This window comes from Micromonospora sp. WMMA1976, from assembly GCF_027497335.1.
GTDB lineage: Bacteria > Actinomycetota > Actinomycetes > Mycobacteriales > Micromonosporaceae > Micromonospora > Micromonospora aurantiaca.
In genome coordinates this window covers 5,274,285-5,290,149 of the sequence record NZ_CP114912.1, presented here as the reverse complement: position 1 = coordinate 5,290,149, position 15,865 = coordinate 5,274,285, and the positions used below count along the sequence as shown (strand labels likewise).

9 protein-coding genes are annotated in these 15,865 nt (G+C 74.4%); 6 read left to right on the top strand and 3 right to left on the bottom strand.

Going from position 1 to position 15,865, the window contains the following annotated elements:
- Positions 1-80 precede the first annotated feature (80 nt).
- Positions 81-647, bottom strand: coding sequence for a sugar O-acetyltransferase (locus tag O7546_RS24260; protein ID WP_194800453.1), 567 nt, complete (start codon positions 645-647; stop codon positions 81-83).
- Positions 648-787: 140 nt separating this feature from the next.
- Here O7546_RS24260 and O7546_RS24255 point away from each other — a divergent pair, with 140 nt between their 5' ends.
- On the top strand, positions 788-4,138 hold the full coding sequence (locus tag O7546_RS24255) for a S8 family serine peptidase (RefSeq protein ID WP_269697623.1): 3,351 nt from the start codon (positions 788-790) through the stop codon (positions 4,136-4,138).
- 51 nt (positions 4,139-4,189) lie between these two features.
- Here O7546_RS24255 and dapD read toward each other — a convergent pair whose 3' ends face one another.
- Positions 4,190-5,149 carry a 2,3,4,5-tetrahydropyridine-2,6-dicarboxylate N-succinyltransferase gene (gene dapD / locus O7546_RS24250; protein WP_194800455.1) on the bottom strand — a complete coding sequence of 320 codons (960 nt, stop codon included), beginning with the start codon at positions 5,147-5,149 and terminating at the stop codon, positions 4,190-4,192.
- 103 nt (positions 5,150-5,252) lie between these two features.
- Between dapD and dapE the strand changes: the two genes are divergently transcribed.
- Positions 5,253-6,326: a succinyl-diaminopimelate desuccinylase gene (dapE, locus tag O7546_RS24245; RefSeq protein WP_269697622.1), complete on the top strand. Its 1,074-nt coding sequence runs from the start codon at positions 5,253-5,255 to the stop codon at positions 6,324-6,326.
- Between the two features lie 50 nt (positions 6,327-6,376).
- Here dapE and O7546_RS24240 read toward each other — a convergent pair whose 3' ends face one another.
- On the bottom strand, positions 6,377-6,538 hold the full coding sequence (locus O7546_RS24240) for a hypothetical protein (RefSeq protein WP_013288426.1): 162 nt from the start codon (positions 6,536-6,538) through the stop codon (positions 6,377-6,379).
- A gap of 155 nt (positions 6,539-6,693) precedes the next feature.
- On the opposite strand from O7546_RS24240, the gene O7546_RS24235 reads away from it, so the two are divergent.
- The 4 genes from O7546_RS24235 (at position 6,694) to O7546_RS24220 (ending at position 15,835) form a co-directional block, all read left to right on the top strand.
- Positions 6,694-7,575, top strand: coding sequence for a TIGR00730 family Rossman fold protein (locus O7546_RS24235; RefSeq protein ID WP_269697621.1), 882 nt, complete (start codon positions 6,694-6,696; stop codon positions 7,573-7,575).
- A 3-nt stretch (positions 7,576-7,578) separates the two neighbouring features.
- Positions 7,579-8,124, top strand: a complete 546-nt coding sequence (locus O7546_RS24230; RefSeq protein WP_194800458.1) for a TIGR00730 family Rossman fold protein — start codon at positions 7,579-7,581, stop codon at positions 8,122-8,124.
- A gap of 936 nt (positions 8,125-9,060) precedes the next feature.
- Entirely contained in the window at positions 9,061-12,375 is a 3,315-nt protein-coding gene (locus tag O7546_RS24225; protein ID WP_281601183.1) for an ATP-dependent DNA helicase, read from the top strand.
- Between the two features lie 55 nt (positions 12,376-12,430).
- The gene (locus O7546_RS24220; RefSeq protein ID WP_281600073.1) at positions 12,431-15,835 is read left to right on the top strand and encodes a UvrD-helicase domain-containing protein; all 3,405 of its coding nucleotides are present in this window, start codon (positions 12,431-12,433) and stop codon (positions 15,833-15,835) included.
- The last annotated feature ends 30 nt before the right edge of the window (positions 15,836-15,865 follow it).

Below are 15,865 nucleotides of genomic sequence, written 5' to 3'. Positions count from 1 at the left end.
GCCTCCCGGTAAACGCACTACTACCCAGAGTGCGTGAGAGGACGGGAATCCGCATCCGCTGGAACGGTTGTTTCCCCAGCTCAGGACGGCTTGCTCAGGCTCCTGATCGGGCGAGCAGGGTTACCCACCGCCACCACGTTCGCCGGTAGGTCGCGCGTCACCACCGCGCCGGCGCCGACCACCGTGTTCTCGCCGATGGTCACTCCGGCCAGCACGATCACCCCGCCGCCGAGCCAGACGTTGTCACCGATGGTGATCGGTTTTGCGGACTCCCACTTGGCCCGGCGCGCCTCCGGTTCCACCGGGTGGGTGGCGGTGAGCAGTTGCACGTTCGGTCCGATCTGGACGTCCGCACCGATGGTGATGCGGGCGACGTCGAGGAACACCGCGTTGAAGTTGACGAACGTCCGCGCGCCGATGTGCGTCTGGTGTCCGTAGTCGCAGTACAGCGGCGGCCGGACCCAGGCGTCCTCGCCCAGCGAGCCGAGCAGTTCGCGCAGCGCGGCGAGGCGTCCCGCCGGATCGTCGGCGGAGCTGCGGTTGAAGCGTTCGCCGAGCCGGGCCGCCCGCTCCAGATCGGCGATGATCGCGGGATCGTCGGCGATGTACTGCTCGCCGGCCAGCATCCGGTCCTTCATGGAGGTCATCGCCCGATCGTCCCGGCCCGCTCCGGTGGGTGGTGGCGGTTCCGTCGGATCGGCGACTTCCCGATACATACGCGGTATGTAATTCTGATACCCGCATCGATGTGTCTCCCATCGATGAAACGTTCGACGAAGGAGGAAGGTTGCTCCGGAACCGCAGAAAGCTGACGGCGTTCGGCCTCGGCCTGACGCTGGCGCTCGGCCTGCCGGTGCCCGCGCTGGCCGCCGCGCCCACCGCGCCGACCGGCCCGTCCGCCCGGACCGGGCCGTCCGCCCCGGCCGGCGTCCAACCGGTCACCGTCACCCTGATCACCGGCGACCGGGTCACCGTCGCCTCCGGCGGCCGTGCCGCGGTACGCCCCGGCGCCGGCCGCGCCGGCATCCAGTTCCTGGTCGGACGGGAGCGCGACCGGCTCACCGTGATGCCGCAGGACGCGCTCCCGCTGGTCCGCGCCGGCAAGCTCGACCGGCGCCTGTTCGACGTGAGCGGGCTGATCGAGGCCGGGTACGACGACGCGCGGCGCGGCAGCGTACCGCTGCTCGTGACGTACCGGCCGGGGGTGGCCCGGCGGACGGCGGCCCCGCTCGCGGGCGCGCGGGTGACCCGCGACCTGCCGGCGATCGCCGGCGCGGCCGTCGTCGCCGACAAGGGTGACACCGGCGCGCTCTGGAAGGAGGTGAGCGCCGACCGCTCCGGTGCCCGGCTCGACGCGGCGGGGGGTGTCGACCGGATCTGGCTGGACGGCCGGCGGCGGCTGACACTCGACCACAGCGTGCCGCAGATCGGCGCGCCGACCGCGTGGGCGGCCGGCTGGACCGGTAAGGGCGTGCGTGTGGCGGTGCTCGACACCGGCGTCGACCTCAGCCACCCGGACCTGGCCGGCAAGGTCGCCGAGTCGCGCAACTTCACCGAGGAGGCGGACCCGGACGACATCGTCGGGCACGGCACGCACGTGGCCTCCACCATCGCCGGCAGCGGCGCCGCCTCGGGCGGGAAGTACCGGGGCGTGGCGCCCGACGCCACGCTGCTGTCCGGCAAGGTCTGCGAGGTCTACGGCTGCACCGAGTCGGCCATCCTGGCCGGCATGCAGTGGGCCGCGGCCGAGCAGCACGCCACAGTGGTCAACATGAGCCTCAGCGGCGGCGACACCCCGGACGTGGACCCGCTGGAGGAGGCGGTCGGGACGCTGACCGAGCAGCACGGGACGCTGTTCGTGATCTCGGCCGGCAACGACGGCGTCGACGGTTCGGTCGGCTCGCCGGCCACCGCCGACGCCGCGCTCGCGGTCGGCGCGGTGGACCGGGACGACGCGCTCGCCGACTTCTCCAGCCGTGGTCCCCGGGTGGGCGACGGGGCGATCAAGCCGGACATCACCGCGCCGGGTGTGGAGATCGTGGCCGCGCGGGCCGCGAACGGCCAGATCGGCGACCCGGTGGGGGACCGGTACGCCTCGCTGTCCGGCACGTCGATGGCCGCCCCGCACGTGGCCGGCGCGGTCGCGCTGCTCGCCCAGCAGCACCCCGGCTGGACGCCCGAGCGCTACAAGGCGACGCTGATGGCCTCGGCGAAGCCGCACCCGGAGCAGACCGCGTTCCAGCAGGGCGCGGGCCGGGTCGACGTCGCCCGGGCGATGACCCAGCAGGTGACGAGCGAACCGGCCTCCGTCTCGTTCGGTGTGGCGGCCTGGCCGCACACCGACGACAAGCCGATCAGCCGGACGGTCACCTACCGCAACGGCGGGACCGCCCCGCTCACGCTCGACCTGAGCACCCGGTTCACCGGGCCGGGCGGGCGGACCGCGCCGGCCGGCATGCTGACCCTCAGCACCTCCCGGCTCACCGTTCCCGCGGGCGGCAGCGCCCAGGCGACAGTGGTGATCGACACCCGGCTCGGCGGCGCCGACGGCTACTGGACCGGCCGCCTGCTCGCCCGCGCCGGCGACGCGGTGGTGGTGACCCCGCTCGCGGTCGACCGCGAGGTGGAGAGCTACGACCTGACCGTGACCCACCGCAACCGCTCCGGTGCCCTGACCGACGGCTACTACACGGTTCTGCTCGGGCTCGACGACGGCAGCTACCGGGACGTCTACGGCGCCGGCGGCGAGACCCGGATCCGGGTGCCGAAGGGCCGGTACGGCGCGCACAGCCTGATCTTCGTCGACGGTGACCAGGGCTGGTCGGAGGTCTCCTTCCTGGCCCAGCCGGAACTGGTGGTAGCCGGGAACCAGCGGCTCACGCTGGACGCCCGGCGGGCGAAGCCGATCCGCACCACGGTGCCGCAGCGCGGCGCGGCACCACTGCTGATCGACCTCACCGCGGCCTGGGGATTCGGCGACTACTACAACAGCTTCGGGCTGTGGACCGACCGGTTCGAGGGCCTCTACTCGGCCCAGATCGGCCGCACCGTCTCCGACAAGGTCTTCGTCGGCGCGCTCGCCAGCCAGTGGGCCGAGCCGACCGCGCCGGAGCGCAGTCCGTACTTCTACGGCCTGAACGACCTGTTCCCGGGCCGGTTCCCGACCGGCTTCGTCCGGCACTACCGGCCGGCCGACCTGGCCGCCGTCACGAACCGGTTCGCCGCCGGCTACGCCGGGATGGAGAACGAACTGGTCGTCTACGCGGAGCGCGACTACAACATGGGCGGCTCGGCGATCGTCCTGCCGGTACAGGTGCCGGGCAAGCGGATCGACCACCTCAGCGTCACCCGGACCCGCTGGAGCGCCGAGCTGGCCTTCGGTGAGCGCTCCGAGGAGGGCTGGCTGGAGCCGCGGGCGGCGCTGGAACGAGTGCCGACCCGCTACCGGGCCGGGCACACCTACCGGGACGAGTGGAACAAGGCCCCGTTCGGCCCGTCGTTCCCGCAGCCGCAGTGGCCGGAGCAGGGCATCACGCGGACCGGCGACACCCTCGTCGTCTCGCTGCCGGTGCACAGCGACGCGGCCGGGCACCCGGGCGGTTCGCTGAACGACACCGAGCACACCCGGCTCTACCGCAACGGCAAGCTGGTCGACGAGTCGCCCTACCCGGGGTACGGCGAGTTCACAGTGCCGCCGGGAACGGCGAACTACCGGGTGGAGACCACCGCGACGCGCGGCTTCACCGACCTGAGCACCGAGGTCTCGGCGAGCTGGACGTTCCGCTCCAAGCGGGTACCAGGTGACGTGCCGGCCCGGCTGCCGGCCACGGCGGTCCGGTTCACCCCGCCGCTGGCGGTGGACAGCTCCGCCCCGGCGGGCCGGACGTTCACCGTGCCGGTGACCGTGCAGCGTCAGCCCGGCGCGCCGTCCGGCCGGGTCGTGGCGCTCACCGTCGACGTCTCCTACGACGGTGGGAAGACCTGGCAGAAGGCGGCACTGAAGAAGCAGGGCGGGGCGTGGACGGCCACCGTCCGGCACCCGGCCGGCCCCGGGTACGCGTCGCTGCGGGCCACCGCCCGTGACGACGCCGGCAACACCGTGACCCAGCGGATCATCCAGGCGTACCGCCTGCGGTGAGCCGGCCGTCCGGGTCCGCGCGGTGAGCGCGGACCCGGACGGGGGTACGGCTCAGTCGTTGGCGTGCAGCGCCGCGTTGAGCGTGATGCCCTGGCCGGTGCGGGGCTTCGCCTCCAGCGCGCCGGTCACCGAGTTGCGCCAGAACAGCAGCCCGTCGACGCCGGACAGCTCGCGGGCCTTGACCGTCCGGCCGTCCGGCAGGGTGATCTTCGAGGCGGCGGTGATGTAGCAGCCGGCCTCCACCACGCAGTCGTCGCCGAGCGTGATGCCGACACCGGCGTTCGCGCCGACCAGGCTCCGCTCACCGATGCGCACCTTCTCCGTGCCGCCGCCGGAGAGCGTGCCCATGATCGAGGCGCCACCGCCGATGTCGGAGCCGTCGCCGACCACCACGCCCTGCACGATCCGGCCCTCGACCATCGAGGTGCCCAGCGTGCCCGCGTTGAAGTTGACGAAGCCCTCGTGCATCACAGTGGTGCCGGAGGACAGGTACGCGCCCAGCCGGACCCGGTCCGCGTCCGCGATCCGCACCCCGGACGGCACCACGTAGTCGGTCATCCGGGGGAACTTGTCCACCCCGTACACGGACAGGTGGCGGCCGGCGGCCCGCTCGATGACGCGCAGCTCGTCCACCCGCTCCGGCGGGCACGGCCCGGCCGACGTCCAGGCCACGTTCGCCAGCTTGCCGAAGATGCCGTCGAGGTTCAGCTCGTTCGGCCGTACCAGGCGGTGGGAGAGCAGGTGCAACCGAAGGTACGCGTCGGCGGCGTCCTTGATCGGGTCGTCCAGCGAGCCGATCAGCGTGGTCACCTCGACAGTGCGCAACCCGGGCAGCGCCCGCTCGCCGATCGCGCCCGGCGGCAGGTCGAGCACGTCGGCCCGGTCCTCGCCGGGCACCAGCGGCAGCTCGCCCAGGCCCAGCTTGCCGGTCGGGTACCAGGTGTCGAGCACCTGGTCCTGCGCGGTGACGGTGGCCAGGCCGATACCCCAGGCGGATGGTGCGGACGTCACGGTGACACCTCTCTGCTCCGGCGGCGGCGTCCGCCGCTGCTCGCGGCCGGGGGCGCGGCACGTGTCCCTCGCGCCCACCGAGGATGACGGTACCGTGCGAGACATGCAGAACCCGTTGACCCCCGAGGTCCTGGCCGATCCGGTGGCGCTGACCCGCGCCCTGGTCGACATCGAGTCGGTATCCCTCAACGAGAAGGCCGTCGCCGACTGCGTGGAGGAGGTGCTGCGCGGTGTGCCGCACCTGACCACCTACCGGCACTCGAACACCGTGATGGCCCGTACCGACCTGGGCCGGGCGCAGCGCGTGGTGCTCGCCGGCCACCTGGACACCGTTCCGCTCAACGGCAACTTCCCCTCGACCATGCGCGGCGACCTGATGTACGGCTGCGGCACCTCCGACATGAAGTCCGGGGTGGCGTTCGCGCTGCACCTGGCGGTGACGCTGCCCGACCCGCGCTACGACGTCACGTACTTCTTCTACGAGGCCGAGGAGATCGAGTCGAAGTACAACGGCCTGACCCTGGTCGCGCAGAGCCACCCCGAGTGGCTGGAGGCCGACTTCGCGGTGCTGCTGGAGCCGACGTACGGGATCGTCGAGGCGGGCTGCCAGGGCACCATGCGGGCGGTGGTCACCACGCACGGCGAGCGGGCCCACGCGGCGCGCTCCTGGCACGGGGTGAACGCCATCCACGGCGCGAGCGAGGTGCTGCGGCGGCTGACCACGTACGAGGCCCGCCGGGTGACGATCGAGGGCTGCGACTACCGCGAGGGCCTCAACGCGGTACGGATCACCGGCGGGGTGGCCGGCAACGTCATCCCCGACCGCTGCGAGATCGAGATCAACTACCGGTACGCCCCGGACCGCGACCCGGCGGGCGCCGAGGCGCACCTGCGCGAGGTCTTCGCCGGCTTCGAGCTGGAGGTCACCGACGCGGCGGCCGGCGCCCCGCCCGGGCTGGAGAGCCCGGCGGCGCAGGAGTTCCTGGCGGCCGTCGGTGCCGCGCCGATCGGAAAGCTGGGCTGGACGGACGTGGCGCGGTTCGCGGCCATGGGCATCCCGGCGCTGAACTTCGGCCCCGGCGACCCGAACCTGGCGCACCACAAGGACGAGCACGTCGAACTGACCAAGATCCGGGACGGCGCGGCGACGCTGCACCGCTGGCTGGCCCCGGCCTGACGCGCGGCGGTCACCGGGGCCCGCGCCCGCCGCGCGGGCCCCGGTGATCGTCAGACGGTCGTCGTCAGGGGTGCTTCCGCCTCGCCGGTCTCGCCGGTCAGGTCGGACCGGTGGGTCTCCATCATCCGGGCGCGGCGGCGCTCGGCCACCACGTCACGGATCCGCCGCTGCATCTGACGGCGGATCCGGATCATCTCGCTGTTACTGATCAACGCTGGCTCCTCCCCCGAAGGCGCGTCGCCCGGGGTATACCGGGTATGTGAATAGTAAGACGTACGTGCGACCGAATTAGTTGCCCGGATCCCAAAGATTTCTCCGGCTCCCGGGCCTGCGCGCCGGGCCGGAGCCGCTCCACTACGGTGACCCCATGGGCGAGAGCAGGGGAATGTCGGCCGGGGACGGCCGACGGGAGGAGCGGAACCGGGGAGAACGGCACCGCGGTGCGGTTACGCTGCGCAACCGGGCGATTCCGACGAGTACGGCCGATCAGCGGCTGCTCGACTCCCGGGGACGCAGCGACTGGAAGACCAAGGACGCCTGGCGCGCGCTGCGGATCCTCTCCGAGTTCGTCGAGGGCTTCGACACCCTCGCCGACCTGCCCCCGGCGGTGAGCGTCTTCGGCTCCGCCCGCAGCAAGCCGGACAGCCCGGAGTGCCGGATGGCCGAGGAACTGGGCGGCGCACTCGCCCGGGCCGGGTACGCGGTGATCACCGGCGGCGGTCCCGGCGTGATGGAGGCCGCCAACCGGGGTGCCGGTGAGGCCGGCGGCCTCTCCGTCGGGCTCGGCATCGAGCTGCCGTTCGAGCAGGGCCTCAACGACTGGGTCGACCTGGCCATCGACTTCCGCTACTTCTTCGCCCGCAAGACGATGTTCGTCAAGTACGCCCAGGCGTTCGTGGTGCTCCCCGGCGGCTTCGGCACCCTGGACGAGCTGTTCGAGGCGCTCACGCTGGTGCAGACCGGCAAGGTGACCCGCTTCCCGGTCGTGCTGATGGGCACCGACTACTGGCGCGGGCTGCTCGACTGGCTGCGCGCCACCATGGCCACCGAGGGCAAGATCGGCCCGTCCGACCTCGACCTGATCCGCCTCACCGACGACGTCAACGAGGCGGTCCGGCACATCGTCGAGGCCGAGGCGGTGCTCTCCGCCGAGCAGGAGGCGGTCCGCGAGGAGGCGGTCGCCCGGGTGGCCGCCGACCAGCGAGCCGCCGCCGAGGCCGCCCCCGAGGGCCCGGCGGGACGGAGCTGACCCGTGGCCAACGTCTGTGTCTTCTGCGCGTCCTCCCGCATTCTCGACGCCCGCTGGCTGGCGCTCGCCACCGAGACCGGTGAGGAACTGGCCCGGCGCGGCCACACGCTGGTCAGCGGCGGCGGCTGCGTCGGGATGATGGGCGCCGTGGTGCAGGGCGCGCGGGCGGCCGGCGGTCGCACCATCGGCGTCATCCCGCAGTCCCTGGTCGACCTGGAGGTCGCCGACCTGGACTCCGACGAGCTGCTGGTGACCGACAGCCTGGCCAGCCGCAAGACGCTGATGGACGAGAAGTCCGACGCGTTCGTGGCGCTGCCCGGCGGCCTCGGCACGCTCGACGAGCTGTTCGAGGTCTGGACCACCGCCACCCTGGCCCTGCACGCCAAGCCGATGGTGATCGTCGACGTGGACGGCTTCTACCGGCCGCTGCTCGACTGGATCCGCGGGCTCGGCGAACAGCGGTTCCTCAAGCCGGCAGCGCTGGACCTGTTGATGGTGGCCGACAGCGTCCCCGCCGCGCTCGACCTGATCGACGCCCGCCTCACCTGACGCGCGCCCGGGTCGGCCCGTCCTTGTTCACCACCGTCTCGGCGGGCTTGATCGACACCGCTTGGGGGCTTGATCGACACCACTTCCCGGAGAGCTTGATCGACACCATTTCGGGGAGGTGGTGGTGTCCGGGCCAATGGGATGTGGCCACCTCGCCGTAATGGTGTTGATCTAGGGGTGGGATGCCCCCACTTCGCCGAGGTGGCGCGGACGCCTGGGGTCGGGCGTGGGGGTGTGTCGTTTGTTGGAGTGGCGCGGTTCGGTGCGTGTGTGCTCGGCCGGTCGGGCTTGTTGAACACCGTCGCGGGGCGGGCTTGATCGACACCGCTTGGGGCTTGATCGACACCATTTCGGGGAGGTGGTGGTGTCCGGGCCGGTGCGATGTGGCCACCTCGCCGTAATGGTGTTGATCTAGGGGTGGGATGCCCCCACTTCGCCGAGGTGGGCGTGAACGCCTGAGAGACGGGTGTGTGGCAGAGCCGGGCAGTGGTGCACGCCGCGGTCAGGTGAGCTGGTGACGGCGGGACGACGGTCGGTTTCCGGGTGTCGTACCGGCGTGGTGGGATGTCGGTGATGCAGGCGTACCGGTTGGTGCGCCGGCCCGGCGGCGCGGGGGCGGGGGTCACCCACGACGCCGGGGCGGGGCAGGGGGTGGGTCGGTCCGGTGGATCGGCCGATGCGGAGCCGCGATCCGGGGGGTCGGCGGGCGATGCCGCGCACCCGCAGACCACCGTGCACCCGCAGACCGCCGCGCACCCGCAGACCGCCGCGCACCCGCAGACTGCCGCGCCGCCCGAAGGCGCTTCGCCGCAGAACGAGACCGGCGCGTCGCCACCGTCGGCTGCTTCCGCGGGGATCGGGGCCGGGGAGGGCACGAACGTTTCGTGCCGGGTCGATCCGGTGCAGGCCGAGGTGGTCGCGCACACCGACGGGCCGATGCTCGTCGTGGGCGGTCCCGGCACCGGCAAGACGACGACGCTCGTCGAGGCGGTCGCGGCCCGCGTGGCCGAGGGCGTCGACCCGGAGCGGATCCTCGTGCTCACCTTCGGCCGGCGGGGCGCCACCGAACTGCGCCACCGGATCGAGGCGCGGATCGCCGGGAACGGACACCGCGTGGTCCGCGAGCCGCTGGTGCGTACGTTCCCGGCGTACGCCTTCGGGCTGCTGCGCCGCGCGGCGGCCGAACGCGGCGAGCCCTCGCCCCGGCTGCTCACCGGCCCCGAGCAGGATCTGATCATCCGCGAGCTGCTCGACGTGGTGGGGGAGGAGCCCGGCGACGACCCGGTCGGCTGGCCGGAGGACCTGCGCCCCGCGCTGCGTACCCGGGCGTTCGCCCAGCAGCTCCGCGATCTGCTGATGCGTGCCGCGGAGCGCGGCGTCGGCCCGGTCGAGCTGGCCCGGCTGGGGGAGAAGCTGGGCCGCGCCGACTGGCCGGCCGCAGCGCGCTTCCTGCGGGAGTACGTCGCCGTGCTCGCCCTGCGCGACGTGAGCAACCGGGGTTCGGTCGCGTACGACCCGGCGGAGCTGGTGCGCGCCGCCACCGGCATGCTGCTCGACGACCCCGAGCTGCTCGCCGCCGAGCGCCGTCGACTGACCCATGTGTACGTCGACGAGTTGGCCGACACCGACCCGGCCCAGCTCGACCTGCTCGCCGTGGTGGCCGGCGGCGGCCGGTCCCTCGTCGCGTTCGCCGACCCGGACTCGTCCACGTACGCGTTCCGCGGCGCCGACCCGGCGGGCGTCACCACGTTCCCGCACCGCTTCCGCACCGCCTCCGGTGCGCCGGCAGCCCAGGTCACGCTCACCACCTCGTACCGGGCCGGGCCGGAACTGCTGGCGGCCACCGCTCGGCTGGCCCGCCGGCTGCGCGGTCCGGCGGCGCACCGGCGGCTGCGCCCGCTTCCCGGCGCGCCGGCCGGAACGGTGGAGGTACGGACGTTCCGGTCCGCCACCAGCGAGTCGGCCTGGCTGGCGCACGCGTTGCGCGAGGCGCACCTGCTCGACGGCGTGCCGTGGTCCCGGATGGCGGTGCTGGTCCGCTCCACCGGCCGGCAACTGCCGTCGCTGCGGCGCGCGCTGCACACGGCAGGCGTACCGACCGTCGTGCACGGCGAGGACCTGCCGCTGCACCTCCAGCCGGCGGTCGCCCCGCTGCTGCTCCTGCTGCGCTGCGCGCTCGAACCCGGCCGGCTGGACGAGGAGGCGGCGGTCGCGCTGCTGCACTCGCCGCTGGGCGGGGCCGACCCGCTGGCCGAGCGGCGGCTGCGTCAGGGGCTGCGGGCGCTGGCGCTGGCCGGCGGCGACCGCCGTCCGTCCGGGGAGCTGCTGGTGGAGGCGCTGCGCGACCCGGCGGAACTGGCCACCATCGAGCGCCGCTGGGCGGCGCCCGCGCAAGCCGTGGCGCACCTGCTCGCGACCGCCCGGGAGACGGCCGGCCGGCCCGGCGCCACGGTCGAGGACGTGCTCTGGGCGGTGTGGCGGGAGAGCGGGCTGGCCGAACGCTGGGCCGGGGCGATCACCAGGGGGCGGGCGGCCACCGGCGAGCACGAGACCGCCCAGCGCTGGCGGGCCGAGGCCGCCGACCGTGACCTGGACGCGGTGCTCGTCCTCTTCGACGCGGCGGCCCGGTTCACCGACCGGCTGCCGGGCGCGCGTACCGAGGTGTTCCTCGACCACGTCCTCGGGCAGGAACTGCCCGCCGACACACTCGCCGCCGCCGCCGACCGGGGCGACGCGGTACGCCTGCTCACCGCGCACGCCGCCAAGGGGCTCGAGTGGGATCTGGTCGCGGTGGCCGGGGTGCAGGAGGGCGTCTGGCCGGACCTGCGCCTGCGCGGCAGCCTGCTCGGCTCGGAGCGGCTCGTCGACGTGCTCGCCGGCCGCGCCGACGGTGCCGGACTGCGGGCCAGCCTGGTCGGGCAGACGTCCGCGCTGCTGGACGAGGAGCGACGACTGTTCCACGTGGCGATCAGCCGGGCCCGGCGGCGCCTGCTGGTCACCGCTGTCGCGTCCGCCGCCGTCGGCGGGGACGACCACGAGGAGCAGCCGAGCCGCTTCCTGCACGAGCTGGCCGCCGCCGACCCACCCGCCACCGGCGGTGGCGGCCCGGACCCGACCGGTCCGGCCCCGAACGGCCCCGGCCCGGCCGGGAACGGCCCGACAGGTACGGCCACGCGCGGGCGATCTGCGGACGGGCCGGTGCCGCACGGGGACGAGCATCCGCAGGACGGGCCGTCCGCCGCGCTCCCGGTCACCCTGCCGCCGCGAGGGCTCACGCTGTCAGCGCTGGTGGCGGAGCTGCGTACCGCCGTCACCGACCCGGCGACGCCGATCACCCGGCGGCACGCGGCGGCGGGTGAGCTGGCGCGGCTGGCCGCCGCCGGGGTGCCCGGCGCGCACCCGGAGGACTGGTGGGGGTTGCGCGGCCTCTCCGACGACCGGCCGCTGGTCGACGAGGGCGAGCCGGTGCGGGTCACCCCGTCGGCGATGGAGAGCGCGTTGCGGTGCAGCCTGCGCTGGCTGCTGGAACGGCACGGCGGCAGCGGGCCGGCCAGCGCCGCGCAGGGCGTCGGCAACCTGGTGCACGCCGCCGCGATGCTCGCGGAGGACGCCAGCGTCGACCGGGAGGCGTTGCTGGAGTACGTGGCCGCCCGGTTCGACGCGATCGAGCTGGCCGCCCGGTGGATGGCCGGTCCGGAGCGGCAGCGCGCCGAGGCGATGGTGGACAAGCTGCTGCGCTGGCTGGCCGGCAACCCGCGCCGGCTGCTCGCGATCGAGCACGAGTTCGCGGTCCGCCTCGACGACCCGGCCCGCCCGATCGAGCTGACCGGCCGGGTCGACCGGCTGGAGGTCGACGACGAGGGGCGGCTCGTGGTGATCGACCTGAAGACCGGCAAGTCGACTGCTGTCACCGAGCGGGAGGTGGCCGAGCATCCGCAGCTCGGCGCGTACCAGGCGGCCGTGGAGGCGGGCGGGTTCGCCGAGTTCGGCGAGGAACCGGGCGGGGCCGCGCTGGTGCAGCTCGGCACCGGTGCGCGGGACGCCAAGGAGCAGACCCAGGCCGCGGCCGGGGAGGGGCCGGAGGCCGGGTGGGCCACCGCGCTGGTGCGCCGTACCGCGGACACGATGGCCGCCTCGACGTTCGCCGCCGTGGCCAACTCCAAGTGCCGGGTCTGCCCGGTACGCACCAGCTGCCCGGTCTCCGGCCAGGGCCGCCAGGTGGTCGAGCCGCCCCCGGAGAGTCAGCCGTGAGCGCGAGGAGTGAGCCGGTTTTGCGAGCCCCGCAGTCGCGAACAAGGACCGGACCATGAGCGTTCAGCCGGCGCTGTTCGGCGCCTCCGCCACGCCCGCGCCGCGTACCGCCGACGCCGGACCCCGCTACACGCCCGTCGAGCTGGCCCGGCTGCTGCGGCTGCCGGCGCCCACCCGGGAACAGGCCGCGATCATCGCCGCGCCGGTGGAGCCGCTGCTGGTGGTCGCGGGCGCCGGCTCGGGCAAGACCGAGACGATGGCCGCGCGGGTGATGTGGCTGGTCGCCAACTCCTACGTACGCCCCGAGCACATCCTCGGCCTCACCTTCACCCGCAAGGCGGCAGGTGAGCTGGCACACCGGGTCCGCACCCGGCTCGACCAGCTCATCCGGCGGCTCGGCCGGCCGGGGCGGGATCCGCACGACGACCCGCTGGCGGGCGAGCCGACCGTGTCCACGTACCACTCGTACGCCGGGCGGATCGTCACCGAGCACGGGCTGCGCGCCGGATACGAGCCGACCACCCGGCTGCTCACCGAGGCGTCCCGCTGGCAGCTCGTCGACCTGCTGGTGCGCAACTACGACGGCGACATGTCCGAGGTGGACCGGATGCCGTCGACCATCACCGACGCCGTGCTGGCGCTCGCCGGTGAGCTGGACGAGCACCTGGTCGACCCGGACGAGCTGGCCGCCTGGACCGGCCGGTTCTTCGCCGACGTGCAGTCCCGGCCCGGCCGGGTCTACGCCGACGTGCGCAAGGCGCTCCAGCTCCAGCGGACCCGGCTGAAGCTGCTGCCGCTGGTGCGCGCGTACGCCCGGCGCAAGGACGACTTCGAGGCGATGGACTTCGCCGACCAGCTCGCCCGCGCGGCCCGGGTGGCCCGCGACCATCCCGGCGTCGGGGTGATCGAGCGGGACCGGTTCCGGGTGGTGCTGCTGGACGAGTACCAGGACACCAGTCACGCCCAGGTGGTGCTGCTCAACGCGCTGTTCGGCGGCGGCCACCCGGTCACCGCCGTCGGCGACCCGTGCCAGTCCATCTACGGCTGGCGGGGGGCCAGCGCCGGCACGCTCGACCGGTTCCCGGCCGAGTTCGCCCGCACCGACGGCAGCCCCGCCGACGTGCTCAGCCTGACGACGAGCTGGCGCAACCGGCCGGAGATCCTCGGTGTCGCCAACACGCTGTCGGTGCCGCTGCGGGCGGCCGGCGCGCGGGTGCCGGAACTGCACGCCGCGCTCAGCGTCCGCGACCCGATCCCGCACCGCACGCCGGGCGGGCAGGCCGGCGGCACCGTGCACTGCGCGTTGCTGGAGACGTACGCCGACGAGGCCGACTGGATCGCGGACAGCGTGCTGGCGGCCTGGCGGGGCGCGGCCGGCATGCCCGGCGCGCTGCCCGAGCACATCCCCGCCGACCGTCGCCCGACCACTGCGGTGCTGGTGCGGCTGCGCAGCCAGATCCCGGCGATCGAGGCGGCGTTGCGTGCCCGCGGGCTGCCTGTCGACGTGGTCGGCCTGGGTGGGCTGCTGGACACCCCCGAGGTACGGGACGTGGTGTGCACGCTGCGCGTGCTCGCCGACCCGACCGACGGGGCGGCGCTGCTGCGGCTGCTCACCGGCGCGCGCTGGCGGATCGGCCCGCGTGACCTGGTCGCCCTGCACCGCCGCGCCCGCGCGATCGCCCGCAGCCGCCGGGAGCTGACCGGCGACGAGGGCCCGGAGATCACCGTGGACGCGCTGGACGAGGCCACGCTCGTGGAGGCGCTTGCGGATCTGGGGCCGGCGCAGGCGTACTCGGCCGAGGGCTACGCGCGGCTGCGCTCGTACGGGATGGAGCTGGCGCTGCTGCGCTACCGGCTGGACCAGTCGCTGCCGGAGCTGATCGCGGACATCGAGCGGACCATCGGGCTCGACGTCGAGGTGGCGGTCCGGGCCGGCCGGGACGGCGCGGGCGACGCCGGGCTGGCCCGCGCCCACCTGGACGCGCTCGGCGACGTGGCGGCCCGGTTCAGCGGCGAGACGCCCGGCGCGACGCTCGCCGGTTTCCTCGCCTACCTGGCCGCCGCCGAGGACGAGGAGCGCGGGCTGGCGCCCGGCGAGGTGGAGGTGGTGGCCGGCGCGGTGCAGGTGCTCACCGCGCACGCCGCGAAGGGCCTGGAGTGGGACGTGGTGGCGGCGGCCGGGATGACCCGGGGCGCCTGGCCGGGGCCGGTCCGCAACTCCGACCACTGGCTGGGCGGGCTGGGCGTGCTGCCGTTCCCCTTGCGCGGCGACGCGGACGGGCTGCCGGAGCTGGGCCTGCCGGAGGCGGAGGACCAGCGTGGCGTGGCCCGGGCGTTGACCGACTTCACCGACGCCTGGCGGGCGCACGACGAGCGGGAGGAGCGCCGGCTGGCGTACGTGGCGGTGACCCGCCCCCGACGGCTGCTGCTCTGCTCCGGCTACTGGTGGGGGGAGGGGACCAAACGGTTCCGCGGCCCGTCGGTGTTCCTGCGGGAGGTGCACGACGCCTGCCTGGCCGGTGCGGACGGGCACGTGGTGGACGCCTGGACGCCTGAGCCGGCCGGGGACGCGGTGAACCCGACCACCGAGACGGTGTTGCGGGCCGAGTGGCCGGCCGACCCGCTCGGCACCCGCCGGCCCGCGCTGACCGAAGCGGCGGCGCTGGTCCGCCGGCACCTGGCCGACCCGGAGACGGCCCGCCGCGAGGCGGCAGTGCTCGCCACCACGGGAGCGGCGGAGGACGCCGAGGTGGCCCGCTGGCGGCGCGAGGCCGATCTCCTGCTCGCCGAGCGGGCGGAGCTGGCCCGGCAGGCCGAGGCGGTCGAGGTCGAGCTGCCCGGCCAGCTCTCGGTGACCCAGCTCGTGGCGCTGCGCCGCGACCCGGAGGCGCTGGCCCGGACGCTGCGCCGCCCGATGCCGACCGAGCCGAACCCGTACGCCCGGCGCGGCACCGCGTTCCATGCCTGGCTGGAGCAGCGCTTCGGCGCGGACCGGCTGCTCGACGTGGACGAGCTGCCCGGCGCGGCGGACGAGGACGCGGCCCCGGACGAGGCGCTCGTCGAGTTGCAGGAGCGCTTCCTGGCCGGCGAGTGGGCCGACCGGGTGCCGGTGGAGGTGGAGGTGCCGTTCGCCACCGTCATCGCCGGCGTCGTGATCAGGGGGCGGATGGACGCCGTGTTCGCCCGGCCGGGCGGGCGCTACGACGTGGTCGACTGGAAGACCGGGCGGCAGCCGGCCGGCCGGGAGGCCGACGCGGCGGCGGTGCAGCTGGCGGTCTACCGGCTGGCCTGGGCGGAGCTGGCCGGGGTGCCGGTGGACCGGGTCGGCGCCGCGTTCCACTACGTGCGGGACTCCGCGACGGTCCGTCCGGCCGACCTGCTCGACGCCGAGGGGCTGACCGCGTTGGTCGCCGCCGTGCCGGAAATCCCGGGGGATCTCCCGGAGCGCGCGAATCCGTGATACGTTGGCCGGGTTGCAGTTTTGGTTTCC

What these genes read in the sequence shown, in the direction of transcription:
- O7546_RS24260 (WP_194800453.1), bottom strand. Translation starts at nt 647, where the DNA reads ATGACCTCCATGAAGGACCGGATGCTGGCCGGCGAGCAGTACATCGCC.
- dapE (WP_269697622.1), top strand. Translation starts at nt 5,253, where the DNA reads ATGCAGAACCCGTTGACCCCCGAGGTCCTGGCCGATCCGGTGGCGCTG.
- O7546_RS24235 (WP_269697621.1), top strand. Translation starts at nt 6,694, where the DNA reads ATGGGCGAGAGCAGGGGAATGTCGGCCGGGGACGGCCGACGGGAGGAG.
- O7546_RS24225 (WP_281601183.1), top strand. Translation starts at nt 9,061, where the DNA reads ATGCTCGTCGTGGGCGGTCCCGGCACCGGCAAGACGACGACGCTCGTC.
- O7546_RS24220 (WP_281600073.1), top strand. Translation starts at nt 12,431, where the DNA reads ATGAGCGTTCAGCCGGCGCTGTTCGGCGCCTCCGCCACGCCCGCGCCG.